General features: G+C 69.3%; 23 protein-coding genes. 13 read left to right on the forward strand and 10 right to left on the reverse strand.

Features of this window, described 5'->3' with window-relative positions; translation table 11 throughout:
• Positions 1 to 34: 34 nt before the first annotated feature.
• From ACSVDM_RS05040 to ACSVDM_RS05050, 3 genes are all read left to right on the forward strand, one after another.
• Positions 35 to 1,321 carry a thymidine phosphorylase gene (locus tag ACSVDM_RS05040; RefSeq protein WP_439263152.1) on the forward strand — a complete coding sequence of 429 codons (1,287 nt, stop codon included), beginning with the start codon at positions 35 to 37 and terminating at the stop codon, positions 1,319 to 1,321.
• A gap of 19 nt (positions 1,322 to 1,340) precedes the next feature.
• Positions 1,341 to 1,823, forward strand: coding sequence for a hypothetical protein (locus ACSVDM_RS05045; protein WP_439263154.1), 483 nt, complete (start codon positions 1,341 to 1,343; stop codon positions 1,821 to 1,823).
• 191 nt (positions 1,824 to 2,014) lie between these two features.
• Positions 2,015 to 3,112, forward strand: coding sequence for an adenosine deaminase (locus tag ACSVDM_RS05050; protein WP_067641382.1), 1,098 nt, complete (start codon positions 2,015 to 2,017; stop codon positions 3,110 to 3,112).
• A gap of 43 nt (positions 3,113 to 3,155) precedes the next feature.
• Here the strand turns inward: ACSVDM_RS05050 and ACSVDM_RS05055 are convergent, their stop codons facing one another.
• The 5 genes from ACSVDM_RS05055 to ACSVDM_RS05075 are packed head-to-tail and all read right to left on the reverse strand — an operon-like array spanning position 3,156 to position 6,553.
• The gene (locus ACSVDM_RS05055) at positions 3,156 to 4,388 is read right to left on the reverse strand and encodes a primosomal protein (protein ID WP_067490781.1); all 1,233 of its coding nucleotides are present in this window, start codon (positions 4,386 to 4,388) and stop codon (positions 3,156 to 3,158) included.
• A gap of 20 nt (positions 4,389 to 4,408) precedes the next feature.
• A complete protein-coding gene (locus ACSVDM_RS05060) occupies positions 4,409 to 4,762 on the reverse strand; it encodes a YbaB/EbfC family nucleoid-associated protein (protein ID WP_166655760.1) in 354 nt (117 codons plus the stop codon).
• Positions 4,759 to 5,112 (reverse strand): hypothetical protein, encoded by a 354-nt coding sequence (locus ACSVDM_RS05065; RefSeq protein ID WP_067490779.1) that lies wholly within the window; start codon positions 5,110 to 5,112, stop codon positions 4,759 to 4,761. The genes ACSVDM_RS05060 and ACSVDM_RS05065 overlap by 4 nt, the downstream gene beginning before the upstream one ends.
• A complete protein-coding gene (locus tag ACSVDM_RS05070) occupies positions 5,109 to 6,236 on the reverse strand; it encodes a C40 family peptidase (RefSeq protein WP_067490777.1) in 1,128 nt (375 codons plus the stop codon). The genes ACSVDM_RS05065 and ACSVDM_RS05070 overlap by 4 nt, the downstream gene beginning before the upstream one ends.
• A complete protein-coding gene (locus ACSVDM_RS05075) occupies positions 6,233 to 6,553 on the reverse strand; it encodes a hypothetical protein (RefSeq protein WP_067490775.1) in 321 nt (106 codons plus the stop codon). The genes ACSVDM_RS05070 and ACSVDM_RS05075 overlap by 4 nt, the downstream gene beginning before the upstream one ends.
• Positions 6,554 to 6,695: 142 nt before the next feature.
• Between ACSVDM_RS05075 and upp the strand changes: the two genes are divergently transcribed.
• Positions 6,696 to 7,319 (forward strand): uracil phosphoribosyltransferase, encoded by a 624-nt coding sequence (gene upp, locus ACSVDM_RS05080; protein ID WP_356984886.1) that lies wholly within the window; start codon positions 6,696 to 6,698, stop codon positions 7,317 to 7,319.
• Between the two features lie 9 nt (positions 7,320 to 7,328).
• On the opposite strand, the gene ACSVDM_RS05085 is transcribed toward upp, so the two are convergent.
• Together ACSVDM_RS05085 and ACSVDM_RS05090 are read right to left on the reverse strand one after the other, a co-directional pair.
• Positions 7,329 to 8,831, reverse strand: a complete 1,503-nt coding sequence (locus ACSVDM_RS05085; protein ID WP_439263158.1) for a phospho-sugar mutase — start codon at positions 8,829 to 8,831, stop codon at positions 7,329 to 7,331.
• Positions 8,832 to 9,611 (reverse strand): purine-nucleoside phosphorylase, encoded by a 780-nt coding sequence (locus ACSVDM_RS05090; protein WP_067641390.1) that lies wholly within the window; start codon positions 9,609 to 9,611, stop codon positions 8,832 to 8,834.
• Between the two features lie 161 nt (positions 9,612 to 9,772).
• On the opposite strand from ACSVDM_RS05090, the gene ACSVDM_RS05095 reads away from it, so the two are divergent.
• The 3 genes from ACSVDM_RS05095 (at position 9,773) to ACSVDM_RS05105 (ending at position 13,015) form a co-directional block, all read left to right on the forward strand.
• Positions 9,773 to 10,474 (forward strand): enoyl-CoA hydratase-related protein, encoded by a 702-nt coding sequence (locus ACSVDM_RS05095; protein ID WP_439263160.1) that lies wholly within the window; start codon positions 9,773 to 9,775, stop codon positions 10,472 to 10,474.
• Positions 10,475 to 10,523: 49 nt separating this feature from the next.
• Entirely contained in the window at positions 10,524 to 11,726 is a 1,203-nt protein-coding gene (locus ACSVDM_RS05100; protein WP_067641393.1) for a M20 family metallopeptidase, read from the forward strand.
• A 125-nt stretch (positions 11,727 to 11,851) separates the two neighbouring features.
• Entirely contained in the window at positions 11,852 to 13,015 is a 1,164-nt protein-coding gene (locus ACSVDM_RS05105; RefSeq protein WP_067641624.1) for a M20 family metallopeptidase, read from the forward strand.
• 45 nt (positions 13,016 to 13,060) lie between these two features.
• On the opposite strand, the gene ACSVDM_RS05110 is transcribed toward ACSVDM_RS05105, so the two are convergent.
• Positions 13,061 to 13,525 carry a gamma-glutamylcyclotransferase gene (locus ACSVDM_RS05110; RefSeq protein WP_067490738.1) on the reverse strand — a complete coding sequence of 155 codons (465 nt, stop codon included), beginning with the start codon at positions 13,523 to 13,525 and terminating at the stop codon, positions 13,061 to 13,063.
• A gap of 210 nt (positions 13,526 to 13,735) precedes the next feature.
• On the opposite strand from ACSVDM_RS05110, the gene ACSVDM_RS05115 reads away from it, so the two are divergent.
• From ACSVDM_RS05115 to ACSVDM_RS05135, 5 genes are all read left to right on the forward strand, one after another.
• Positions 13,736 to 15,133 (forward strand): NAD(P)H-quinone dehydrogenase, encoded by a 1,398-nt coding sequence (locus ACSVDM_RS05115; RefSeq protein WP_225282052.1) that lies wholly within the window; start codon positions 13,736 to 13,738, stop codon positions 15,131 to 15,133.
• Between the two features lie 176 nt (positions 15,134 to 15,309).
• Positions 15,310 to 16,347: a hypothetical protein gene (locus ACSVDM_RS05120; RefSeq protein WP_439263163.1), complete on the forward strand. Its 1,038-nt coding sequence runs from the start codon at positions 15,310 to 15,312 to the stop codon at positions 16,345 to 16,347.
• Positions 16,348 to 16,419: 72 nt separating this feature from the next.
• The gene (locus tag ACSVDM_RS05125; protein ID WP_439263165.1) at positions 16,420 to 17,826 is read left to right on the forward strand and encodes a hypothetical protein; all 1,407 of its coding nucleotides are present in this window, start codon (positions 16,420 to 16,422) and stop codon (positions 17,824 to 17,826) included.
• Positions 17,827 to 17,914: 88 nt separating this feature from the next.
• Positions 17,915 to 19,099: a PLP-dependent aminotransferase family protein gene (locus ACSVDM_RS05130; protein WP_439263167.1), complete on the forward strand. Its 1,185-nt coding sequence runs from the start codon at positions 17,915 to 17,917 to the stop codon at positions 19,097 to 19,099.
• A gap of 533 nt (positions 19,100 to 19,632) precedes the next feature.
• Positions 19,633 to 20,331, forward strand: coding sequence for an alpha/beta hydrolase (locus ACSVDM_RS05135; protein ID WP_439263169.1), 699 nt, complete (start codon positions 19,633 to 19,635; stop codon positions 20,329 to 20,331).
• Positions 20,332 to 20,355: 24 nt separating this feature from the next.
• Here the strand turns inward: ACSVDM_RS05135 and ACSVDM_RS05140 are convergent, their stop codons facing one another.
• Positions 20,356 to 20,946 (reverse strand): TetR/AcrR family transcriptional regulator, encoded by a 591-nt coding sequence (locus ACSVDM_RS05140; protein WP_439263171.1) that lies wholly within the window; start codon positions 20,944 to 20,946, stop codon positions 20,356 to 20,358.
• A gap of 2 nt (positions 20,947 to 20,948) precedes the next feature.
• Complete coding sequence (glpK, locus tag ACSVDM_RS05145; RefSeq protein WP_439263173.1) at positions 20,949 to 22,445, reverse strand: glycerol kinase GlpK; 1,497 nt, start codon at positions 22,443 to 22,445, stop codon at positions 20,949 to 20,951.
• Between the two features lie 234 nt (positions 22,446 to 22,679).
• Here glpK and glpD point away from each other — a divergent pair, with 234 nt between their 5' ends.
• Positions 22,680 to 24,470: a glycerol-3-phosphate dehydrogenase gene (glpD, locus tag ACSVDM_RS05150; protein ID WP_245655420.1), complete on the forward strand. Its 1,791-nt coding sequence runs from the start codon at positions 22,680 to 22,682 to the stop codon at positions 24,468 to 24,470.
• Positions 24,471 to 24,473 lie beyond the last annotated feature (3 nt).

Genomic DNA, 24,473 nt, shown 5'->3' on the forward strand with positions numbered 1-24,473 from the left:
TGCCGCGGCCGATGTCGCGTGCCAGACTGGCCGCATGACGGCACTGGACGCGGTATCGATCATTCGGGCCAAACGTGACGGCGGTGAGCTGTCCGACGAGCAGATCGACTGGGTGGTCGACGCGTTCACGCGGGGGATCGTGGCCGACGAACAGATGTCGGCCCTCGCGATGGCCATCCTGCTGCGTGGCATGAACCGGCGCGAGATCGCTCGGTGGACGGCGGCCATGATCGGCTCGGGGAGCCGGATGAACTTCACCGACCTGCCGCGGCCCACCGTCGACAAGCATTCGACCGGTGGCGTCGGCGACAAGATCACCCTGCCGCTGGCGCCTCTGGTGGCGGCCTGCGGCGCGGCGGTGCCGCAGCTGTCGGGACGCGGCCTCGGCCACACCGGCGGCACCCTGGACAAGCTCGAGTCGATACCCGGCTGGCAGGCCGACATCACCGTGCCCCGGATGCGCGAGATCCTCGCCGACCCCGCGATCGGCGCGGTGATCTGTGCGGCGGGCGCCGACCTCGCCCCCGCCGACAAACGGCTGTACGCGCTGCGTGATGTGACCGGGACGGTCGAGTCGATCCCGCTGATCGCCAGCTCGATCATGAGCAAGAAGATCGCCGAAGGGACCGCGGCGCTGGTGCTCGACGTGAAAGTCGGGACCGGGGCGTTCCTGAAGACCCTCGACGAGGCGCGCGAGCTGGCCGCCGTGATGGTCGAGCTCGGGCGGGATGCCGGAGTGAAGACCGTCGCGTTGCTGACCGCGATGGACACCCCGCTCGGCCGGACCGCGGGCAATGCGCTCGAGGTCGCGGAGTCGGTCGAGGTGCTGGCCGGTGGCGGGCCCGCCGATGTGGTCGAACTGACGCTCGCCCTCGCACGCGAGATGGTTGCCCAGGCCGGACTGCATGTCGACCCGGCCGAGGTGCTCGCCGACGGCCGGGCGATGGATCACTGGCGGACGATGATCCAGGCCCAGGGCGGCGATCCCGATGCCCCGCTGCCGACCGCGCGGCATACCGAGACGGTGCGGGCCGAGTCGGCCGGGGTGTTGACGCGGCTCGACGCGATGGGTGTGGGTTTGGCCGCCTGGCGGCTCGGTGCCGGGCGTGCGCGGCAAGGTGAGCAGGTCCAGGCGGGCGCGGGTGTCGAGATGCACGCCAAGCCCGGCGATTCGGTGGCGATCGGCCAGCCCTTGTTCACCCTGCACACGGACACGCCCGAAGCGTTCGCGGGCGCGTTGGAAGCACTCGACGGTGCGGTGGGGATCGAACTCACCCCGGAAAGCAAGCCCGGCGAGCTTGTGCTGGGGCGGATCGATTGAGGTAATAGTCGTGGCCGCGATGGGGAGGTTCGTTGTGTCGGTGGTCGCGGCGGGAGCGGCCGACAACGGGAGGCGGACGGCGGCGGTCGCGCGGGTACTCGCCTTCATCTCGGCGCTGATCGCGTTCGCGATCGCCGGGCTGATGATCTTCGACGCCGTCAGGGTGGTGAACGAGCCGATCGAACCGGATCAGGTGGACTTCCGGCTCATCACGGGCGTGATGCTGGTGATCATGGCCGCGATCGTCGCTCCGGTCGGCGTGCTGAACCTGATCGGCGCCCGCCTGCTCGGCCGCCGAAAGCCGCGCGGACGGACGTTGGTACTCACCGGGTCGTTGCTGGGCGCCGTGGTGGCATTCATGGTCGGCGCCGACGCGCCGGTGGTGGTTTGGGTGTCGGTGATCGTGCTGTTCATTGTCACGGCGGTTGCGGCTGCGCTACCTGGGACCAAACGCTGGGTCCAATGCGCGCCATCGCCGAGTGAGTCGGGGAGTCGGTGCTAGGGCAGGTGGGCTGAGGGAGTGCGGTAGGTGGCGGACACAGGTGGTGTGGCGGGGAGTGCGGTAGGTGGCAGGCTCGAGTAGCGCCGTCCGGCTGGAAAGGGGGAGTGGCGGGCTCGAGCGGGTTGGTGGTGTGGTGGGTGTCCTCGGGGAACTGTGCTGCCGGGATCGGTGGGTGCGGCTAACGTTTGGATATGACTGGACCGGCGCCCCTCGACCTTGCTTCGATCCGACGTGCACCCAAAGCCCTGCTGCATGACCACCTCGATGGTGGTCTGCGGCCGGAGACGGTGCTAGAACTCGCCGCCGAGTGCGGCTACGACCAACTACCCGCGCAGGATGCCGAGAGTTTGGGGGCGTGGTTCAGGGACGCCGCCGACAGCGGGTCGCTCGAGCTGTACCTCGAGACGTTCGCCCATACCGTCGCGGTGATGCAGACGCCGGAGGGTTTGCGGCGGGTGGCTCGGGAATGTGCCATCGATCTGGCCGCCGACGGGGTGGTCTACGCCGAGGTGCGGTTCGCGCCCGAGCAGCATCTGGAGAAGGGGCTCACGCTCGACGAGGTGGTCGAGCACACCCTTGCCGGGTTCCGGGAGGGGGAGGCGATCGCGGCGGAGCAGGGCAACATCATCCGGGTGACGTGTCTGCTCACCGCCATGCGGCATGCCGCGCGTTCCCGGGAGATCGCGGAGCTCACGGTGCGCTTCCGCGACAGCGGGGTCGGTGGGTTCGACATCGCGGGGGCCGAGGCCGGTTTCCCGCCCACCCGGCACCTGGACGCCTTCGAATATCTGCGAGTCAACCACGCGCACTTCACGATTCACGCGGGGGAGGCGTTCGGGTTGCCGTCGATCCACGAGGCGCTCGCCTTCTGCGGGTGCGACCGTCTCGGGCACGGCGTGCGCATCACCGACGACATCAGCGTGCCGGGCGCCATCGAGGACGCCCAACTCGGGATCGTCGCCAACTACGTGCGTGACATGCGGGTTCCGCTGGAACTGTGCCCGTCGTCGAACGTGCAGACCGGTGCGGTGCCCTCGCTCGACAAGCACCCCTTCGACCTGCTGGCCCGGCTGCGGTTCCGGGTCACCGTCAACACCGACAACCGGCTGATGAGCGACACCACCATGAGCCAGGAGATGCTCAAACTGGTGGAAACCTTCGGCTACGGCTGGAGCGACCTGGAACGCTTCACCATCAACGCCATGAAGTCGGCGTTCATCCCGTTCCCCGATCGCCTGAAGATCATCGACGAGATCATCAAACCGCGCTACGCGGTCCTGGTCGGATGACGAAGAAGGGTGGCACCTCATCGGTGCCACCCTTCTCGTCTTGCTACTCGCTGACCAGCCGTGCTTCGAAGGCGCGTTGCAGTTCGCGGAACTGCTGGGCCTCGGCTGTGAACGGCGGGTTCGGGGCCAGCCGGTTGGGGTCCGGGTTGAGCAGGTAGGAGACGTACCAACCCAGCGGGTTCGACGCGGCAAGCGCCTGTTCCACGCTGTCGTCGTCAGCGTAATCGGCTGCGTCGGTGAACAATTCGACAGCCAGGTCGAGCTGTTCGATGTCGACGGCCTCCGGCCCCTCGGCCAGGTCCTCCACGAGGCCGGTGAGCACGTAGACGTTCTCGTCGCTCACCTCAACCTCGAGTGAGCCGTCGACCGCGGCGGTCTGCACGTCACCGAAGGTCGACACCCGGGCCAGCTCGTGCTCGTGGTCGTCGGCCAGGTAGCGGGCCAGCGCGCGCTCGGAACCGAACACCGTGATGGTGCGGCCGTTGCCGAGGAAGATCGGCTCGTCGTCGAGGTAGCAGCGCAGGGTGAAGTGCTCACCGTCGGAGGTGACGATCTTGACCGGGTCGATGCCGACCTCGTGCCAGAAGGTCTCGTCCTCGTCGTCGGCGGTGAGGTCGACGCTTTCGAACTCCTCGTCCTCCTCGACGACGTCGTCGGCGTCGACCACGTTCTCCTCGGCGGCCAGCAGCTCGGCCTCGGCGACCTCGACCGCCGCGGCATCCACCTCCGGGGTGGTGACGATGCTGTCGATCGCGTCGAGCACGTCGTCCCAGCCCTTGACGATGGCGGCACCGACCTGGTCCCACAGCTCCTCGCCGTCGCGCCCGGTGAAGGTGCCGACACCGTTGGCCAGCACACCGAGTACCGGGTTGTCGTCGAAGAACGCCGTCACCACGTCGAGCTCGCACACGTCGCCGATATTGCGAACCATGGCCAGGGTGTCCTCGAGCTCGCCGACCACCTCACCGTCGGGTTCGCCCGCGGCCAGCTCGGGCACGGAGACCAGATCGAAGGTGAAGTTGTCCTCCGGCTCCAGTTCGGCGGCCGACAGGCCGGCGACCACCGCCCACGACGGATGCTCGACGAGGTCGTTGTCGGTGTTGGTGCGGATGAACGCCGCCAACTCCGCAACGGACTCGAAACCGTAGAGGTCGTCCTCGTGTCCGAGGAACGCCATGTACTCGTCGTCACCGTCACGCCAGCGCGGTGCCCACAGGGTGACGAGATCGCCATCGGTCAGACCGAGCTCGATCGGGACGATGTCTCCAGAAGCCATGACGCGAAGCCTATCGAGCTTCAGCGCCGCGCACTATCCGGCCCGGGTGCTAATTCCCCCGGCGGGTGTGCAGTGCCGCCGGTGAGCGATTCGTTCAGTGTCGCAATGATGTTGGAGCGCGCTTCGCCCGCGGTCTCGGTGGCCTGCCTGCACGCCGACAGGATCAGCTGCGCGGCCTCCGCCGGCGGCAGGGCGGTGATGCCCTCGTCCAGGCGCAGATCGACCAGCGCGCCGTCACTGTTCACCTCGGCGGTGACCAGTCCGTCCTCGGTGGTGAACTTGCCGTTGACCTGCTTCAACCCGTACAGCGCCGCCTCGAGTGCCTCGAGTTTCTCGGTCACGCCCGCGACGAGGGCGTCCATCTCCGCGCTCACAGGGGCCTCATCCAGCTCGTCTGACCGGTGTCGGCGTCGTCGATGCGGTCGAGCTCGTCGACGGCCTGACGCCGGGTCGGCAGGTTCATCTTGTCGAGCAGGGCATCGGGGATGCCCGCCTGCTCGCTGTACACCTCGCGCAGGCGCGCGGCGGCCGCGATGGTCGAACGCCTGGTCAGGCGAAGGATCTCATCGGCGAGGGCCTGCGCGCCGTACTGGTATTCGCTGCGCTCGAACTTGAGCGCGATCGGCAGCCCCATGCTGGTCGCACGCACCGAGATGGTGCCCGACCGGTTGGTGCTGACCGCGGTTTCCACATTGGGAACCTCGGGGATCGGGGTTTCGCTCATGAGGTAGGCCTGTAGAAGCCGTAGAACTCCATGCCACTGTTCTCCGTTCGGATCGAACTGATCGAGACCGGGTCGCCCGCCTCGACGAGCTGCCCGTTGCCGACGACCATGGCGACGTGGCCGTCCCATACGGCCAGGTCACCGGGCATCAGGTCACCGGGTGACACCTGTGGGTGTCCGATGTGCTGTTCCTGGGCCAGGCGGGGCAGCTCGACCCCGGCCTCGCCGTAGGCGTACTTGGTGAGACCACTGCAGTCGATGCCCGAGCCCGGGTCGTTGCCGCCCCACACGTACGGGGTGCCGACCGCGCCGATGGCCGAGCGCACGGCCGTGGCGGCCTCTTCGTTGGGGGCTTCGACCACGCTGCCGTCGGGCAGGGTGACCTTGACGCCGGTGCCGGTGGAGCCCGTCGACGAGCCGGTGGGGGTCGACGTCTTGCCGTTGTTGGTCGAGTTGCCGGTGCTCGTGCCGCCCGAACTGCTCGAGTCGCCGCCGCCCATGGCCGTCGACAGGCCCGACGACACCGCGCTCAGCATCGAACCGCCCGCGCTCGTCGCGGTGGACAGCAGCGTGGAAGCGGCCGAAGTCGACAGGTTGGCGGTGTTGGCGAGGGGCGTGCTCGACGGTGCCGGGGTGAGCTCCTTGATGGCGGCGGTCTGGGTGCCGAGTTCGTCCTGCACCCGCCCGACCACGCCCATGCCCTGGCCGATGTGGTCGATCGCCGAGGCGACGACGGCGGTGAGGCCCGCCGGGGTGGCCAGGACCGGGCTGAGCGCGGAGACCTCGGTGAGGAAGGAGTTGACGATCCCGTCGAGTTCCTTCTGCCCGGTCTGCACATACGCGGCGGCCTGGTCGACGACGGTGGCCATCTCGTTGCCGGTGTCGGACAGGGTGGCCGAGGAGGTCTGCACGCGCAGCGCCTTCGAGGTGACCGCGTCGACGGCCAGACCGTCCCAGGCGGTGTTCACCGCATTGATGCCGGTGCGGCCGAGCTGGTAGATCTGGTCGATCTCGGCGGAGGTGCTGCGCAGGCCGTCGGACGCGCCGCCGGTGCCGAGGACTCCGCTACCGAAGCTGGACAGCAGGTCGTACAGGGGTTGAGCCAGTCCGCTGAGGTCGATCATGCGAGTTCGCCCGCTGCCGATTCGATGGCGGCGGCATTGCCCGTGTCGGTGTCGACGAGGGTGGTCGCGGCGCCTGCCGTTGCGGTGCCCATGCTGGCCATCACGGCCGAGAGCTGGGCGATCGCGGCGACGTGACCGGCCTGGGCGGCGGCGTAGGCGGTGACGAAATCGCCGCCGATGAGTCCCATCACCGGGCCGAGCAGAGCCGGGTTCGATGCCACCGATGCGGCCGCCGCCGTGGCGAATTCGGTGGACATGGTTCCGGCGGTCGCACTATAGGCGACGATGCCCTCGGCATCGGCCGACATCTTTACCATCGAACTTCCCCCAATCCTCGAGTTCCCGGGCAGAGTACGTCATTCACCTGATTCGACGCACCGGCTCCGCGTTCGGTTCCCTCTTCCGCGAAATTTCCCCAGCGGACGCACCGGAAGCGCGTGGTGACCCTATCGTTTTTTCATGCGCACCGACACCGTCGACCATCCGCTCGCCGCCACTCTGCTGAGCACGATGCGAGACGCCCGCACCGACAACGCCACCTTCCGCAACGCATTGGCCGACCTCACGGGCATTTTGATGTACGAGGCCCTGCGTGACGCGCCCGTCGTCCGTGAACCGATCAACACGCCGGTCGCCGTCACCGACGGTGTCCGCCTGGCCGCCCCACCGCTGCTCGTCCCGGTCCTGCGCGCGGGCCTCGGCATGGTCTACGCCGCCGCCGATCTCGTGCCACAGGCCCGCGTCGGTTTCGTCGGCATCGCCCGCGACGAGGAAACCCACCAGCCCGTCCCGTACCTGGAATCCCTGCCGACCGACCTGACCGACCTCCCTGTCTTCGTCCTCGACCCCATGCTCGCCACCGGCGGCTCGATGATCCACACCCTGGAACTCCTCGTCGCCCGCGGCGCCACCGACATCACCGCCGTCTGCGTCGTAGCCGCCCCCGAAGGCGTTGCCGCCCTGGCCGACTCGGGCCTGCCCGTCCGCCTCGTCACCGCCGTCGTCGACGAGAAACTCAACGAACACGCCTACATCGTCCCCGGCCTCGGCGACGCGGGCGACCGCCAATTCGGCCCTCGCTGAAACCGAGTGTCAAGGAAGCTCGAGCGCTCGGCAGAGGTCGGCCAGGTCATCGAGTCTTGCTGTGGCGGCAGCGCGGGCCTTCGGTAGGTCGGCGCTGGCCGCGACCGGGGCGAAGACCTCCAGGTAGCACTTCAATTTCGGTTCGGTGCCCGACGGCCGGACGACGATGCGGAAGTCGTCGGCCTCGAAGATCAATGCGTCCGTGCGCATTCGGCCGCGGACCTGGGCCTGATCGGTGAACTTCACCGGTGTGCCCGCGATCTCGACGGGTGGGTTCGTGCGCAGGGCGGCGGCGAGGGTTGTTGCCGCGGCCTGGTCGGGTAGGCGCAGCGACACTTGATCGCCTGCGTGGAGGCCGAATTCGACCGCGTAGGAATCGAGTTCGTCGAGGAGGGTGCGGTTCCGCGCCTTCAACAGGGCGACCAGGTCCGCGGCGGCCACCGCGGCGGAGATGCCGTCCTTGTCGCGGACCTTCGACGGGTCGACGCAGTGGCCGATGGCTTCCTCGTAGGCGTACACGAGGCCGTCACCCGCCCTGGCCAGCCATTTGAAGCCGGTGAGCGTCTCGGCGTAACGGGCCGAACGGGCGGCCGCCAGCTTCGAGAGCAGGCGCGAGGAAACGATTGTCGTGGCGACCAGCGGGTCGTCGGAAGCGGTGCGCAGCACGTAATCGGCCAGCAGCACACCGGTTTCGTCACCGCGCAGCATGCGCCAGCCGTCCGGCCCCGGCACGCCGACGGCACACCGGTCGGCGTCGGGATCCAGGGCGATCGCCACGTCGGCGCCGACCCGCTCGGCCAGCGCGAGCAGCAGATCGGACGCTCCCGGCTCCTCGGGATTGGGAAAGGCGACGGTGGGGAAGTCGGGGTCGGGGGCGAACTGCTCGTCCACCACGTGCACATCGGTGAAACCCGCGGCGTGCAGGGCCCGCACGGCGAGGTCGCCGCCCACACCGTGCATGGCCGTCAAGGCGATCCGCACCTCGGCCCGCGCCCCGGGACCGCCGAGCACACCGGGCAGTTCGGCGACTCGCGCCAGGTACCGGTCGACCAGTTCGGCTCCGGACGGTGAGACAGCAGCCCGCTCAACCGGTTCGACGACCTTCTCGATGTACTGCTCGATCTCGGTATCGGCCGGTGCGATGAGCTGTGAGCCACCGTCGAGATACACCTTGTACCCGTTGTCGGCGGGGGGATTGTGCGAGGCGGTGATCTGCACGCCCGCCACCGCACCCAGCTCACGCACCGCGAACGCCACCACCGGCGTCGGCACGGGCTCGGGCAAGAGGGTCACGGGAAAGCCCGCGGCCGTGAAGATCTCGGCTGTCGCGGTCGCGAATTCGGCGGAACCGTGCCGGGCGTCGCGCCCGACCACCACCGCACCGCCGCCGAGACACCGCGCCCGCAACCAGTCGGCCAGGCCAGCGGTCGCCCGCGACACGGTGGTCACGTTCATCCCGTCCGGCCCCTCACGCAACGGGCCACGCAGGCCCGCGGTCCCGAAGCGCAGCATCTACACCCGCTCCAGGATGCCGCGCAGCAGTTTGCCGAGCCGGGGCGCGGCGGCCTGCCCCTCGGCCAGCACCTCCGCATGCGACAGATGCTGGCCGGTGACCCCGGCGGCCAGGTTGGTGACCAGCGAGATGCCGAGCACCCGCGCCCCGCGTGAGCGGGCTTCGATGGCCTCCAGCACCGTCGACATACCGACCAGGTCGGCGCCGAGAGTGGCAAGCATGCGGATCTCGGCGGGTGTCTCGTACTGCGGCCCGAGCAGTCCGGCGTACACGCCTTCACCGAGCGAGGGGTCGAGTTCCTTTGCCAGCGTGCGCAATTCGGGATCCCACGCGTCGACCAGGTCGACGAACCGTGCCCCCTCCAGCGGGGTGCGGGCGGTGAGGTTCAGGTGGTCGGCGATGAGGACCGGTTCACCCACCCGCAGCCCGCCCCTGATTCCGCCCGCGGCGTTGGTGAGCAGCACGATCTCCGCACCGGCCGCGATCGCCGCCGACACCGGGTGCACCACCTGCTGGGGTGTGTAGCCCTCGTACAGGTGCTGACGGCCCATCAGCAGCAGCACATTGTTGTCGTTGACGGTGACCGAGTGCACCATCCCGCCGTGCCCCTGCGCGCTCGGCCTGCCGAAGCCGGGCAGCTCCGGCATGGCGATCGAGGCGTGCGGCGCACCGATCTCGGCCGCGGCCTGCTGCCACCCCGATCCGAGCACCACGGCCACGCGATGACGCGGCACTCCCGTACGTTCGGCGATAGCCTCGGCGGCCTGTTCGGCAAGCATGGGGACAGCTTATGTCCCTGGAGCGCTGGCGCGCTCGAGTCGGCGGTCGGCGGCCGACCGCCGCTTCGCGGCGATCCCTCCTCGAGGTCGGGATGTGCGGGCTGGGAAAGGTGTCTACCCGCGAGTAGGGGAGTGTTCTGGTGCGGACTATTCTCCCCCGTATGCCGTATTTGGAGCGCTCTGGTGAAGTTTTCGTCCTGTACCTCGGTGACGAGGGGCAGACCGACAACGAGAACCGTTTCTCGCCGGACTGGATCGACGCCTTCCACGCCGAACTCGACAAGGTCGAGGCCTCCGAGGGTGCCGCGGCGCTGGTCACCGTCGCGACCGGCAAGTTCTACAGCAACGGCCTCGACACCGACTGGGTGTTCGGCAACCTGGACAAGATCCACGGTTACCTCGACCGCGTGCACACCCTCTACACCCGGCTGCTGACCTTCCCGATGCCGACCGTCGCCGCCATCAACGGCCACGCCTTCGGTGCGGGCGCCATGCTGGCCTCCGCGCACGACTTCCGGGTGATGCGCGGCGACCGCGGCTTCTGGTCGCTGCCCGAGGTGCACCTCGGCATGCCCTTCACCATCGGCATGAACGCGCTGCTGAAGGGCCGCCTCAGCAACCAGGTGTGCGTGCAGGCCATGACCACTGGGCACCGCTTCGGCGCCGACGAGGCGATCGCCGCGGGCATCGTCGACGCGAAGGCCGACGCCGACCAGGTGCTGCCCACCGCCGTCGCCCGAGCCGCCGCGCTCACCAGCCTGCGCAAGCCGATCACCCCGATCATCAAGACCTCGCTGCACGCGGAGACCCTGGCCGCGCTCGCCACGCCGGTGACCCCGGAGAACCTGCCCTTCGGCGGCTGAGGTCCTTCGCCGGTGCGCCCGGGCGCAGCACTGATGCGAGACTGAGTGCATGGCACCCTCGCGTACCGGCGAATTCTCGGCGACCGCAGCCGATACCGCGATTCTCGCGGCCTCGGACGAGCTGATCGGGCTGTCGCACGCCATTCACGCCGAACCCGAACTGGCCTTCGACGAGACCCGGAGCGTCGCCAAGGTTCTCGCCCCGCTACGCGCCCGCGGCTTCGCGATCACCACCGGAATCGCCGGGCTGCCCACGGCCTTTCGCGCCGTCTACGGCAGCGGCCCGCTCACCGTCGGCATCTGTGCCGAATACGACGCGCTGCCCGAGATCGGGCACGCCTGCGGGCACAACATCATCGCCGCGTCCTCGACCGGTGCCGCGCTCGGCCTGGCCGAAGTGGCCGATCAGCTCGGCCTCACCGTCGTCGTGCTCGGCACACCCGCCGAGGAGAGCGGCGGCGGCAAAGTACTCATGCTCGAGGCGGGCGCCTTCGACGACATCGCGATGGCGATGATGGTCCACCCCGGCCCGGCCGACATCGTCGGCGCCCGATCGCTGGCGCTGGCCGACCTCGCCGTCACCTTCCACGGCCGCGAGGCGCACGCGAGCGCCGCCCCTGAACTGGGCCTCAACGCGGGTGACGCGATCACCGTCACCCAGGTTGCTCTCGGCTTGCTGCGCCAGCATCTGCGGCCCGGCCAGCAGCTGCACGGTATAGTGTCCGACGGTGGTGTAGCCCCCAACATCGTGCCCGGACGTGCGGAGTTGCTGTACTACCTTCGCGCTGCCGACGCCGCGTCCCTGGACGACCTGATGCGCCGGGCGAAGGCATGCTTCGCGGCGGGCGCCCTGGCGACCGGCTGCACCCACGACATACGGACGCTCGCGCCCACCTATACCGAGCTCACCCCCGACCCGGTTCTCATCGCTGCCTACCGCGCGCAGATCACCGGTTTGGGACGGGTGCCGATCGCGCCCGAGCTCGAGGTGCTGCGACCGCTCGGGAGCACCGACATGGGCAACGTCACCAACGTGATCCCCGGCATCCATCCGGTGATCGGCATCGACGCCGGTGGCGCGGTGACCCACCAACCGGACTTCGCGGCGGCCGCGGTGAACGCCTCGGCGGATCGGGCCGTGATCGACGGTGCGCTCGCGCTGGCGCGTACCGCTGTCGCGATCGCGCGCGATGAAGTACACAGGGACAGGTTGTTGCAACGTCTGATCGAACGACAGGAGGACATTCGGTGAGTATTTCCGGCCATTCGGGCACCGCACGCGCAGGCGCTGACGCTCTATCGATGGGTGTCGCCACCCCGTCGGTGATGCGTGAGCCCACGGTGTTCCCGACCAGGCCGGCCGCCGAACCAACCATGATGTCGGGAACCGAGATCGTCGACGCATGGCTGGCCGAACACACCGGTGACCTGGTGCAATGGCGCAGGCACATCCACGCCAACCCCGAGTTGTCGCGGGCGGAGTTCGCCACCACCGAGTTCGTCTCCGGCTGGCTCACCAAGGCGGGCCTGACCTGGGAGGTGCTGCCCGGAGGCACCGGCCTGATCTGTGATCTCGGACCGTCCGACGGGCCGCGCATCGCCCTGCGCGCCGACATGGACGCCCTGCCGATGCAAGAATTCACCGGCCTGAGCTTCGCCTCCACCGTGCCCGGTGTGTCCCACGCCTGCGGCCACGACGCGCACACCACGGTGCTGCTCGGGACCGCGCTCGCGCTGGCCGAGGCCGAACACACCCTGCCGGTCGGCGTGCGGTTGATCTTCCAGCCCGCCGAGGAAGTGATGCCGGGCGGCGCGCTCGACGTGGTCGCGGCGGGCGGGATGAACGGCGTGGACCGGATCTTCGCGCTGCACTGCGACCCGCGGCTGGAAGTGGGCAAGGTAGGGCTGCGGACCGGGGCGATCACCTCGGCGGCCGACACCGTCGAACTCGTGCTCGACTCGCCCGGTGGGCATACGTCCCGGCCGCATCTCACCAGCGACCTGGTGTACGCCATCGGCACCGTCATCACCGGGCTGCCCGGGTTGCTGAGCAGGCGGGTCGATCCGCGCACCAGCACCGTGATGGTGTGGGGCGCGGTGAGCGCGGGCAAGGCACCCAACGCCATCCCGCAGACCGGCATGCTCACCGGAACCGTCCGCACCGGCGACCACCCCACATGGTTGCTGCTCGAGCCGCTGGTCCGCGAGATCGTCGACAGCCTGCTCGCGCCGACCGGTGTGCGGTACCAGCTCAACTACAAGCGCGGCGTGCCCCCGGTGGTCAACGACGCGGCCTCGACCCTGATGTTCGAGAACGCCGTCCTGGCGATCGGTGCCGACGCGCTGGCCGACACCCCCCAGTCTGGCGGCGGTGAGGACTTCTCCTGGTACCTGGAACACGCGCCGGGCGCGATGGCGCGTCTCGGCGTCTGGTCGGGCACCGGCGAGCAGCTCGACCTGCATCAGCCGACGTTCGATATCGACGAACGCGCGCTGGCCGTCGGCGTGCGGACACTGACGAACATCGTGCTGCAGGCCTGAGGGCGGCGGGGAGTGCGGTAGGTGACGCACTCCCCGGGGGTCGGCTCAGGCCGACCCCGGACCCACATTCTTGCTGTTGCGGGTGCGCAAGGCGTGCACGTAGTCCTCGGGTGCGCCCGCCTTCTCGGCGGCATCGGCGATGACACCCAGATAACGCGCCGACGGCAGCCCACCCTCGTAGGCGTCGAGCACGTACAGCCAGGCCAGCCGGGACTCGCCCTGGGTGCCGGTGACCCGCAGCCGGATCTTCTTGTGGATGCCGAAGTCGGAGCCCTCCCAGCGGTCGAGGCGTTCCTCGTCCTCCGGGGACACGTCGTAGAGGACGACGAACACCCGGGAGCCCGGATCTTCGACGACGGTGGCCAACGGCCCTTCCCAGCCGATGTCGTCACCGGCGAAGGTCAGGCGCCAACCTTCCAGCCACCCGGTCCCCGACATGGGCGAATGCGGGCAGCGTTCCAGCATCTGCGTGGAGTCCATGTTGGACCCGTAAGCGGCATAGATCGGCACCTGAGGAACTGTAGCCAATAAACCGCGCGGAATTCCTGTCTCCCACCCAGATCGGCTCACTGTCACACTCGGCGGTGACGGCGAACACGCCGAACGTTGTTCACCGAGCCGACCCGGTCGCGTCACGGCGCACCTGAAATGATGGGGCGACAGCGCGGGCGGCCCTCACAAGGGGCGATGCCCGATCAGGCGAGCACAGGAGCGTGACTGGTGGCACGGATTGCGATCATCGGCGGTGGACCGGCGGGATACGAGGCGGCTCTGGTGGCCGCCCAGCACGGGGCCTCGGTGACCCTGGTCGATGCCGACGGCATCGGTGGCGCCTGTGTGCTGTGGGATTGCGTTCCGTCGAAGACGTTCATCGCCTCCACCGGTCTGCGTACCGATCTGCGCCGCGCCCGCGACCTCGGCATCACCCTCGACGCGAGCCAGGCGAAGGTGAACCTGCCCGAGGTGAACGGCCGCGTGAAGGCGCTCGCCCTCGCCCAGTCTTCCGACATCCGCGCCAAACTGCAGGCCGCAGGCGTGCAACTGCTGGCCGGGCGCGGTGAATTGGTCGGTCCCGCAGCCGGTTTGGCGCATCGTGTGCGTGCCACCATGGCCGACGGCAGCACCGAGGAATTCGAGGCCGAGGTGGTGCTCATCGCCACTGGCGCCAGCCCGCGGGTGCTGCGCGGTGCCGAACCCGACGGTGAGCGCATCCTCACCTGGCGCCAGCTCTACGACCTGCCGGAACTGCCCGAGACCCTGGTGGTGGTCGGATCCGGTGTCACCGGTGCCGAATTCGTCTCCGCCTACACCGAGATGGGTGTGCGGGTGAAGCTGGTGTCCAGTCGCGACCGCGTGCTGCCCGGCGAGGATGCCGACGCCGCCCTCGTGCTCGAGGAAGCCCTCGCCGAACGCGGTGTGGAACTGGTCAAGCACGCCCGCGCCGACGCCGTGGAGCGCACGGCCGACGGCATCGTGGTGAAGCTGTCCGACGGGCGCACCGTCACCGGCACCCATGCCCTGATGACCGTCGGCTCCACCCCGAACACCGCCGATCTCGGTCTCGACCGGGTCGGTATCGAACTCGACAACGGCTACCTGCGTGTCGACCGCGTGTCGCGCACCTCGGTGCCGGGTATCTACGCGGCGGGTGACTGCACCGGCCTGCTCCCGCTCGCCTCGGTGGCCGCGATGCAGGGCCGGATCGCGATGTACCACGCGCTCGGCGAGGGGGTGAGCCCCATCCGGCTCAAGACCGTCGCCTCGGCGGTGTTCACCCGTCCGGAGATCGCGACCGTCGGTGTGAGCCAGACCGCCATCGACAACGGCGAGGTGCCCGCGCGCACGGTCATGCTGCCGCTCAACACGAATCCGCGCGCGAAGATGTCGGGGCTGCGCCGGGGCTTCGTCAAGATCTTCTGCCGCCCGGCCACCGGTGTGGTGATCGGCGGCGTGGTCGTCGCCCCCATCGCCTCGGAGCTGATCCTGCCGATCGCGCTCGCGGTGCAGAACAACCTCACCGTCACCGACCTCGCGCAGACCTTCTCGGTGTATCCGTCGCTCACCGGATCGGTCACCGAAGCCGGTCGTTTGCTGATGCGCCACGACGACCTGGACTGAGCCCCCACGGCCGATATCCGAAAGCTACTGCCGCGTTGCCTGTCTCGCGCTCATATGGTTGACTCACGGCCGAGGCGCGTTCGAATGCGAGCGCGTGGTGGATTGTGGGGGACTCCCTCCGGGAAAGGGATTAGCGAAAAGTGAAGCATCGTAAGCCGAGTCGGGCGCAGCGAGCGATGGCAAGCACGTCGTTGCCCCTGGCCGCCGCCGCGGCCGTGGCGACCCTCCTCGCGGCTCCGGCCGGCGCGGTCCCCAGCGACCAGCCGACCACACCCGCGACTCCGGCTCCTGCGCAGCCGGGCACCGAGACCCCGAGCCAGCAGCCGGGGGAGACGCCGGAGACGGTCACTCCTGAAGAGAAGCAGCCGGAGACCCCGGAGAACGTGAAGCCGGGCGAGTCCAAGCCCACCCCGGCGCAGCCGGGTGTCACCACCCCCGCGCCGGAGGAGCCGGAGCAGGCCAAGCCGACGCCGAGCCAGCCGGGCGTCACCACCACCCCGCGTACCGCGCCGCTGCCGGTGCCGGGTCAGGCCGGTCAGGGCAACCCCGCCCAGCCCGCCGTGAACAACCCGGAGAAGCCGCAGGAGGCCGCGCCGGGCCAGCAGGGTGGCACTCCCGCCCAGCAGACGCCCGCGCAGCCTTCGCAGAACCAGCCCGCGGCCCCGCAGGCGCAGGGCGGTGCCGCCGAAGACGGTCCCGAGACCCTGGTGCAGGAGCCGCAGGAAGCGCAGGAGCCCGCCTGGCAGGCGCCGCGCCTGGCCAACGCGCCCGCCGCGCCGGTCGTCGAGATGGAAGGCCCGCACCAGGAAGTCGGCGTCACCGTCGACGGCGGTTCGCTGCTGCCGGGTGTGCTGGCCAACACCCACCACTACAACAACGCTTCCGGTTACGTCGGCACCATCGGCTACCGCGCGCCGGGTGGCGGCTTCGGTGACGCCGGTGTGGCGGTCGAGTACGTCGGCGAGAACTCGGTGAAGGTCACCACCTTCAACGGTGGCGACGGCCGCCCCGACAACACCATGGTCACCGTCCTCGACACCACCCAGGCCAACCTGGCCAAGGCGGCGGTCGAGAACTGGATCAAGGCTCAGCCGGGCGGTGCCGCCGCGATGGAACAGGCCGCGAAGGCTACACTTCCGGTGCCGGGGGAGCTGCTGCAGACGATCAACGTCGCGGGTGTCACCACTCAGTGGGGTGGCTCGCTCCAGTACTGACACGCAGTACGTCGTGTGGGGCGGTCGGATGGCGACCGCCCCACACGTGTGTCCTGGGGAAAGGATGGGACTGTGGCCACCGAGGATGACGAGAACGAGCGCGGCCGTAACCGGCCCGCGAGTGAATTCGGTCCTCCCGTAGGCGATTTCGGGCCGCCGGTCGACGACGCCGGTTTCGGTGGTCCGCTCGCCGTGCCGCCGCCCGCTCCGCCGGGACCGCTGCCGGAGGTCGGTTGGCGACCCGCGCAGCCGGGCTCCGCGCCCGCGCCCGGGCCGTTCGGTGCGCCGGTGGGTGCGCCGATGCCCCCGGCCGGCCCCGTTCCACCCGCCGCTCCTGGTCCGGTGCCTCCCGCCGGGAGCGTTCCGCCGAATGGGCCTGTTCCGCCGCGCGGGTCCGATCCTGTTGTGCCGCCGCGTCGTTCGGCTCCGACATCCGTCTTCGGCGATGCCGTGTCCACGCCGCCGCCCACGAGTCCGCCTGCGCCGCCTCGTCCTTCGGCACCGACCTCCGTTTTCGGTGGGGCCACGCCGCCTCCGGCGAATCCCGTTGCGCCGCCGCGTCCTTCGCCGTTCGGTGATGCTGTCGCGACACCGCCGCCCGCACGACCCACCCCGCCCGCCGATCCGACGGTGCGTTTCGGCGCCGACGCTTCCGCCGCCGGTAGCTCGGTGTTCGGCGACTCGGTGCCGGTGACTTCCGGGAAGGAAGAGACCGAGGTCATCCGGCGCAACTCCGCGCCGCGCCAGCAGCGGGTCACCGAGCCGGAACGCGCCCCCGAACCGCCGCGCGCACCGGCCAAGGACAACGACGCCGAGGACCGGGCCTGGTGGAACAGCCCCGACGACGACGGCGGCGTCCCCAAGCCGCCCGAACCCGGCCTGTCCTGGGCCGACGACCCCATCGCCCGCAGGCTCGCCCCGAAGACGCCGACCGCGCCGGTCGCCGAGGAGTCCGAGCCCGACAACCGGATGCGCTGGATCATCGGCGGTGTCGTGGCCGCGGTCCTGCTCGTCGTCGCGCTGGTGCTGACGATCGGGCTGGTCAAGCGTGGTGGTGGCGAGGATCCCGGGCCCACCGCGGCGCCGGTCACCTCCGCTGCGGGTGCCGACTGCCGGACGATCGCCGACGAGGGGCTCACCGTCGGCAACGGCCCGGGCGACACATCCTCGGGCGCGCGGGCGATCCTCGGCTTCCAGTACGCCTTCTATGTCGAACGCTCCGGCGCGCGCGTGCGGGAGTTCGTCGCGCCCGACGCGGTGACCATCTCGCCCGCCGATGTCATCCAGAAGGCGATCGACGATCAGATCCCGAGGGGTACCACGCACTGCGTGAAGGTGCGCGAGACCGGCGTCGGCGTCTATGACGTGGAGCTGCGCGAGTGGCATCCCGACCGTACGTCGGTGGTCTACAAGCAGGAGATCGTCACCACGCTGACCGATGGGAAGTGGCAGGTCAAGTCCATTACCGCCCTCCCGTAGTCTCATTATCTGGGACAACAATTTCATATTCTGGTGAATGCTGTGCGATCGTTGGTCATCGCGTCCCCTGGCGTTCCCGGAGGTTTCCATGTCGCTGACCAGTCCAGCATTGGCGGGCAAGCTCGCCGGTTTGCAGAGTTCGGCGATCAGGGACCTGCTCAAACTCACCGCGCGGCCGGAGATCATCAGCCTTGCCGGTGGTCTGCCCGATGCGGCGCTGATGCCGGGTGAGCGGATCGCCGCCGCGGCGGAGGCGGCCCTGCGTGATCCGGCGGTGTTGCAGTACACGGAGTCGCCCGGCTGGCCCGCGCTGCGTGCGGTGATCGCCGAGCGCGAGTCCGCGAAGATCGGCCGGTCGGTGCCGGTCGGCGAGGTGTTCATCACCCATGGTTCGCAGCAGGCGTTGTCGCTGCTGGCCGAGGTGCTGCTCGATCCGGGCGCCCTGGTCGTGGTGGAGGACCCGGCGTATGTCGGTGCGCTGCAAGTGTTCCGGGCCGCCGGTGCGCGCATCGTCGCCGTGCCGCTCGACGCCGACGGGCTACGTGTCGACGTGCTGGAGGAGCTGCTGGCCGCCGGTGAGCGTCCGGCCGTCGTCCACACCGTCGCGAACTTCCACAACCCCGGTGGGGTCACCCTCGCACCCGAGCGCCGCCGTTGCCTCGCCGAACTCGCTGAGGCACACGGCTTCTGGGTGATCGAAGACGATCCCTACGGCGAACTCTGGTTCGACCAGCCGGCCCCGGCGCCGGTCGCCTCCTACTCGCCCCAGGTGATCCGGCTGTCCAGCGTGTCCAAGATCCTGGCCCCCGCCCTGCGTGTCGGCTGGTTGATCGCCCCCGAAAAGGTCTGTCGCGCAGTCGAACTCCTCAAACAAGGCGCCGACCTGTGTGGCTCGGCCCTCACCCACCAGATCACCACCGACCTGCTCACCGACACCGACTGGCTCACCACCCACGTCGACACCATCCGCGCCGCCTACGGCACCCGCGCCCGCGCCCTCGTCGCCGCCCTGCGCACCACCTTCGCCGACCGCGTCCACTGCACCGACCCCACCGGCGGCATGTTCATCTGGGCCGACTTCACCGACGGCACCAACGCCTCGACCCTGCTCCCCACCGCCCTGGAAGCAGGCGTCGCCTACGTCCCCGGCGCCGCCTTCGCCGTCACCGACGCCTACCAGACCTCCATGCGCCTCTGCTTCACCACCTCCGACGAACCCACCCTCACCGAAGCGGTCAACCGCCTGGCAAAGGCAGCCACGCCCAGCGTTTGATCGTGGCTCACCGGTCGCTCGGAAGGGCATCAACTCTTCGTGAGTCCTTGTGCGCCTGGGCGATCAGGGCGCAGTCATGCGCGATTCGGCGGCGCCGACAGGCCGAATCCGGGGACAGGGGAACACTGTCCACAACAGTTGACCGGACTCCGAGACCCCGAGCCTGAACCGTTGTCTCCTCGGAAGCCGCTGTAGCGATGTTCGAAATGCGAGCACGTGAATCAGTGTTCTGCGATGGCGCTGCTCAGTGGGTGTTTTTGCGGCCGGTTCGGGGTCGTGAATGCGAGTTGGCAGCGGGTATTCGGGGCCGGACTCTGTGCGTATGGAGTATTCGAGTTATGTGAAGTTCCTGCCGGTTCGGTATCGGGAGAAGGTGGTCGAGCCGGAGTCGACGTGGTGGGAATGGCGAGGGCGCAGGGTGCATGTGGCCAGGGTGGAGCGTGCGGACGCGGCCGTTCGGGTGTTGGCGTTGCACGGGGCGGGTGGGCATGCGGGGTTGGTTTGGCCGCTGCTCGGAATCGCTGCGGGGGAGGGTGTTTCGGTCGCGGCGCTGGATCTTCCGCTACGGCGACACCGTCGAGCCGAAGCCCACGTCGGTGCGGTATCGCGACTGGGTGGAGCTGGTGAGCGAGTTCGTCTGTGCTGAAACCGAATCCGACAGCAGGCCGCTCGTGCTGTTCGGCGCGAGTGTCGGTGGGATGCTCGCGTACGAGGTGGCGGCGCGGACCGGGCGGGTCGCGCATGTGGTGGCGACTTGCCTGCTCGACCCTGCTGACCCGGCCGCACGTCGGGCGGCTGCCCGCTGGAAGGCGTTGGGCGCGTTGCCGCGTGGCGTCCTCTCGGGTGCGGGGCGAGTGGCGAGCGGTGTGCGCCTGCCGATTCGATGGATGGTCGATATGGCGAACATGAGCCTCGACCCGGCATTGTCGCGACACTGTGGCAGCGACCCGAGAGGCGGCGGCGTGTGGATCCCCGTCGGTTTTCTCACGGACTTCCTCTTGTTCGAGCACACACCTCCACAGGACTATCAGGGTTCGCCGGTCACGCTGGTCCACCCGGCGGCGGACCGGTGGACGCCGCCGGAACTGAGCGTGCGGTTCCTCGACCGGATCGCCGCCGACACGAGAGCGGTGTTGCTCGAGGGATGTGGTCACTTCCCCATCGAAGAGCCGGGGCTGACGCGGCTGGCCGACACGTTGCGGGAGGTCATCGACTCGGTCCGCCCGCTCTGATCGGTCGGGGCGACCACGGCCCGTTCAGCCCTCCGGCAGCAACTGCCGCGCCAGTACGAGCAGTGCATCCGCATCGACGGTGTGCCGCGTCATGACGCGGTGCACCTGGGTGTCGACGGCGTGGACCAGGGTCCGTGCGGTGAACTGCGGATCAGCTCCGCCGCGCCCGCATCGCCGCAGATGGAACTCCACCTCGGCGACGAGGTAGTCCTCGAAGGCCCGCATCGCCTCCCATTCCGCGGGCAGCCGCAACGCGACGCGGTGCATGAGGGCGTGCAGGGCAGGCCGGTCGCGATGCAGATCGGCGACAGCCGTCACGATCGCGCGCAGCGTCTCGTCGAACGGTGGCTCCTCGGACCGCAACCGCGCGAACACCTCGCCGAGTCCCGTCGCGGCAGCGAGGAAGTGGCGCTCGGCCAAGGCGCGCAACATCGCCGTCTTGTTCGGAAAGTACTGGTACAGCGTGCCGATCGAGACGCCCGCGCGCTCGGCGATCCGGTTGGTGGTGGCCGCCGCACCCTCGCGGGAGAACACCTGGGCGGCGGCCTCGAGCAGCGTTTCCACGGTCTCGCGCGCCCGGCGTTGCCGAGGCAGCTTGCGGGGGCGGTCGTCCATCCTCAGGACCAGTTGTAGGTGCGTTCCACGGCCTTGTTCCATTCCGAATAGCGTTGGGTGCGTTCGGATTCGGGCATGTCGGGGGTCCAGGTGTGGTCGGCGGTCCAGTTGTCGCGCAGGTCGTCGAGGCTGGACCAGTAGCCGACGGCCAGGCCTGCGGCGTAGGCGGCGCCGAGGGCGGTGGTTTCGCGGACCACCGGGCGGACCACGGGGACGTCGAGGATGTCGGCCTGGAACTGCATGAGCAGGTCGTTGCCGGTCATGCCGCCGTCGACCTTGAGGGTGGTCAGTTCCAGGTCGAGGTGCTGGGCGGCGGCGTCGGCCCGCATGGCGTCGACCACCTCACGGGTCTGGAAAGCGGTGGATTCCAGTGCGGCCCTGGCCAGGTGGGCCTTGGTGACGAAGCGAGTGAGGCCCGCGATGACGCCTCGGGCGTCGGGCCGCCAGCGCGGGGCGAACAGGCCGGAGAAGGCGGGGACGAAGTAGGCGCCGCCGTTGTCGGGGACCGTACGGGCCAGGGTTTCCACTTCGGGGGCCGAGGAGATGATGCCGAGGTTGTCACGCAACCACTGCACCAGCGAACCGGTGACCGCGATCGACCCTTCCAGCGCGTAGACGGCGGGGGCGTCACCGATCTGGTAGCACGCGGTGGTGAGCAACCCGTGCTTGCTGAACACCGGTGTCGTCCCGGTATTGAGCAGCATGAAATTGCCTGTGCCGTAAGTGTTCTTGGCTTCGCCGGGCGACAGGCACGCCTGCCCGAAGGTGGCGGCCTGCTGGTCGCCGAGAATGCCCGCCACGGGCGCGCCGGCGAAGGGCCCGGCGGTGATCTCCGCGTACACCTCCGAGGAGCTGCGGATCTCGGGCAGCATCGACATCGGCACGTCGAATTCCGCGCAGATCTGCGAATCCCAGCGCAGCGTGCGCAGATCCATCAGCATCGTGCGCGAGGCATTGGTGACATCGGTGCGGTGTTCGCCGGTGAGATTCCACAGCACCCAGGTATCCATCGTGCCGAAACACAGGTCACCCGCCTGCGCCTTTGCCCGTGCGCCCTCGACATTGTCGAGGATCCAGCGCAGCTTCGGACCGGCGAAATAGGTCGACAGCGGCAACCCGGTGCGGTCGGCGTACCGCGACGGACCCTGCTCGCCACCGAGCTCGGTGCACAGCTGATCGGTGCGGGTGTCCTGCCAGACGATGGCGTTGTACACCGGTTCGCCGGTGGTCCGGTCCCACACAACGGTGGTCTCGCGCTGGTTGGTGATACCGATGGCGGCCAGGTCGCCCGCCGAGCAGCCACTGTTGCCGAGCGCGGCGCCGAGCACCCATTCCGTATTGCGCCACACCTCGACCGGATCGTGCTCCACCCAGCCGGGCTTGGGGAAGATCTGCCGATGTTCGCGTTGCGCGGTCCCGACGATCCGGCCCTGCCGGTCGAAGACGATGCACCTACTCGAAGTCGTGCCCTGATCGATGGCGGCCACATAGCGACGCATTCAGGCAGGCTACCCAACCGCGCGGTCGTCGTAGCAAGCTTTGTCGCCGACGACGAGTGTGAATCGCCCGGTTGGGCCCGGATACCGAATTTCGGCCACGCGCCTCGCCGGGTTCGTCCCACACGCCGGGTGGGCACTACGTTTAGCCTGTAGGCGGCGCCGGGACGTGCCCGGCGTCTGCACCCAACTGTCGGCTGGGACCGGCCGTTCACGGTCGGCGGCGAGGAGTCGAGCATGTCGCAGACACCGGAGTTTCCGTTCCTCAACCCTGGTGAGTTGGTCGCAGGCGGAAAACGGGACCGGCTCGGCCCCGGTGAGCTCGGGCCCGAACACCGGCGCACCGCCTGGGAGCGCCTCGGCAAGGACCGGTTCGACGTGCTGGTCATCGGCGGCGGCGTGGTCGGCTCCGGGATCGCTCTCGACGCGGCGACCCGTGGCCTGTCGGTCGCCCTCGTGGAGGCGCGTGACCTCGCCTCGGGCACCTCGAGCCGGTCGTCGAAGATGTTCCACGGCGGTCTGCGCTACCTCGAGCAGCTCGAGTTCGGGTTGGTGCGCGAGGCGCTCAAGGAGCGCGAGCTGGCGTTGTCGACGCTGGCCCCGCACCTGGTGAAGCCGCTGCGCTTCCTGTACCCGCTCACCCACCGGCTGTGGGAACGGCCGTACGTGGCCGCCGGTCTGACCCTCTACGACACCATGGGTGGCGCGAAATCCGTTCCGGGACAGCATCATCTGACCCGCCACGGGGCGCTGCGGCTGGCGCCGGGGCTGCGCCGTGACGCGCTGATCGGCGGTGTCACCTACTACGACACCGTCGTCGACGACGCCCGCCACACCATGACCGTCGCCCGCACCGCGGCCCACTACGGTGCCGTCATCCGTACGTCCACCCAGGTGGTCGGGCTGCTGCGGGAGGCCGACCGGGTGGTCGGGGCGAAGCTGCGCGACACCGAGGACGGGCGGACCGCCGAGGTGCGTGCGAGCGTGGTCATCAATGCGACGGGCGTGTGGACCGACGAGGTGCAGGGTCTGTCGCATCAGCGCGGTCGATTCCATGTGCGAGCGTCCAAGGGTGTGCACATCGTCGTCCCGCGCGACCGCATCGTCAGCGACGCGGCGATCATCCTGCGGACCGCCACTTCGGTGCTGTTCGTCATTCCGTGGGGTGCGCACTGGATCGTCGGCACCACCGACACCGACTGGAATCTCGACCTCGCGCATCCCGCCGCGACCAAGGCCGATATCGACTACCTGCTCGACCGGGTGAACGAGGTGCTGGTCACCCCGCTCACCCACGCCGATATCGACGGCGTGTACGCGGGCCTGCGACCGCTGCTGGCGGGGGAGAGCGACGAGACGTCGAAGCTGTCGCGTGAGCATGCCGTTGCCCGGGTGGCGCCCGGCCTGGTGAGTATCGCGGGCGGCAAGTACACCACCTACCGGGTGATGGCGGCCGATGCGATGGACGAAGCGGCGCAGGACATCCCGGCCCGCGTGTCGCCGTCGATCACCGAGAAGGTGGCTCTGCTCGGTGCCGACGGGTACTTCGCGCTGGTGAACCAGACCGTGCAACTGGCCGAGCACTACGGCGTCCACCCGTACCGGATGACCCACCTGCTCGACCGCTACGGCTCGGTCGTCGACGAGGTGCTCGCCATGGCCGAGGGCAAACCCGAACTGCTGCAACCGATTACCGACGCCCCCGCCTACCTGCAGGTGGAAGCGGTGTACGCGGTCGCCGCGGAGGGCGCCCTGCACCTCGACGACATCCTGGCCCGGCGCACCCGCATCTCCATCGAATACCCCGATCGGGGCGCCAACTGTGCCGAACAGGTCGCGCACCTGGTGGCGCCGATTCTCGGCTGGGACGACGACGACATCGAGCGTGAGGTGTCGACCTACCAGGCGCGGGTGCGCGCGGAGATCGATTCGCAGACCCAGCCGGACGACAAGTCGGCCGACGCCCTGCGGGTCGCCGCCCCGGAGCCGCGTCCACAACTGCTGGAACCGGTACCGCAGGACCGCTGACCC

It is taken from the genome of Nocardia sp. JW2 (assembly GCF_051843015.1).
GTDB classification, from domain to species: domain Bacteria; phylum Actinomycetota; class Actinomycetes; order Mycobacteriales; family Mycobacteriaceae; genus Nocardia; species Nocardia coubleae.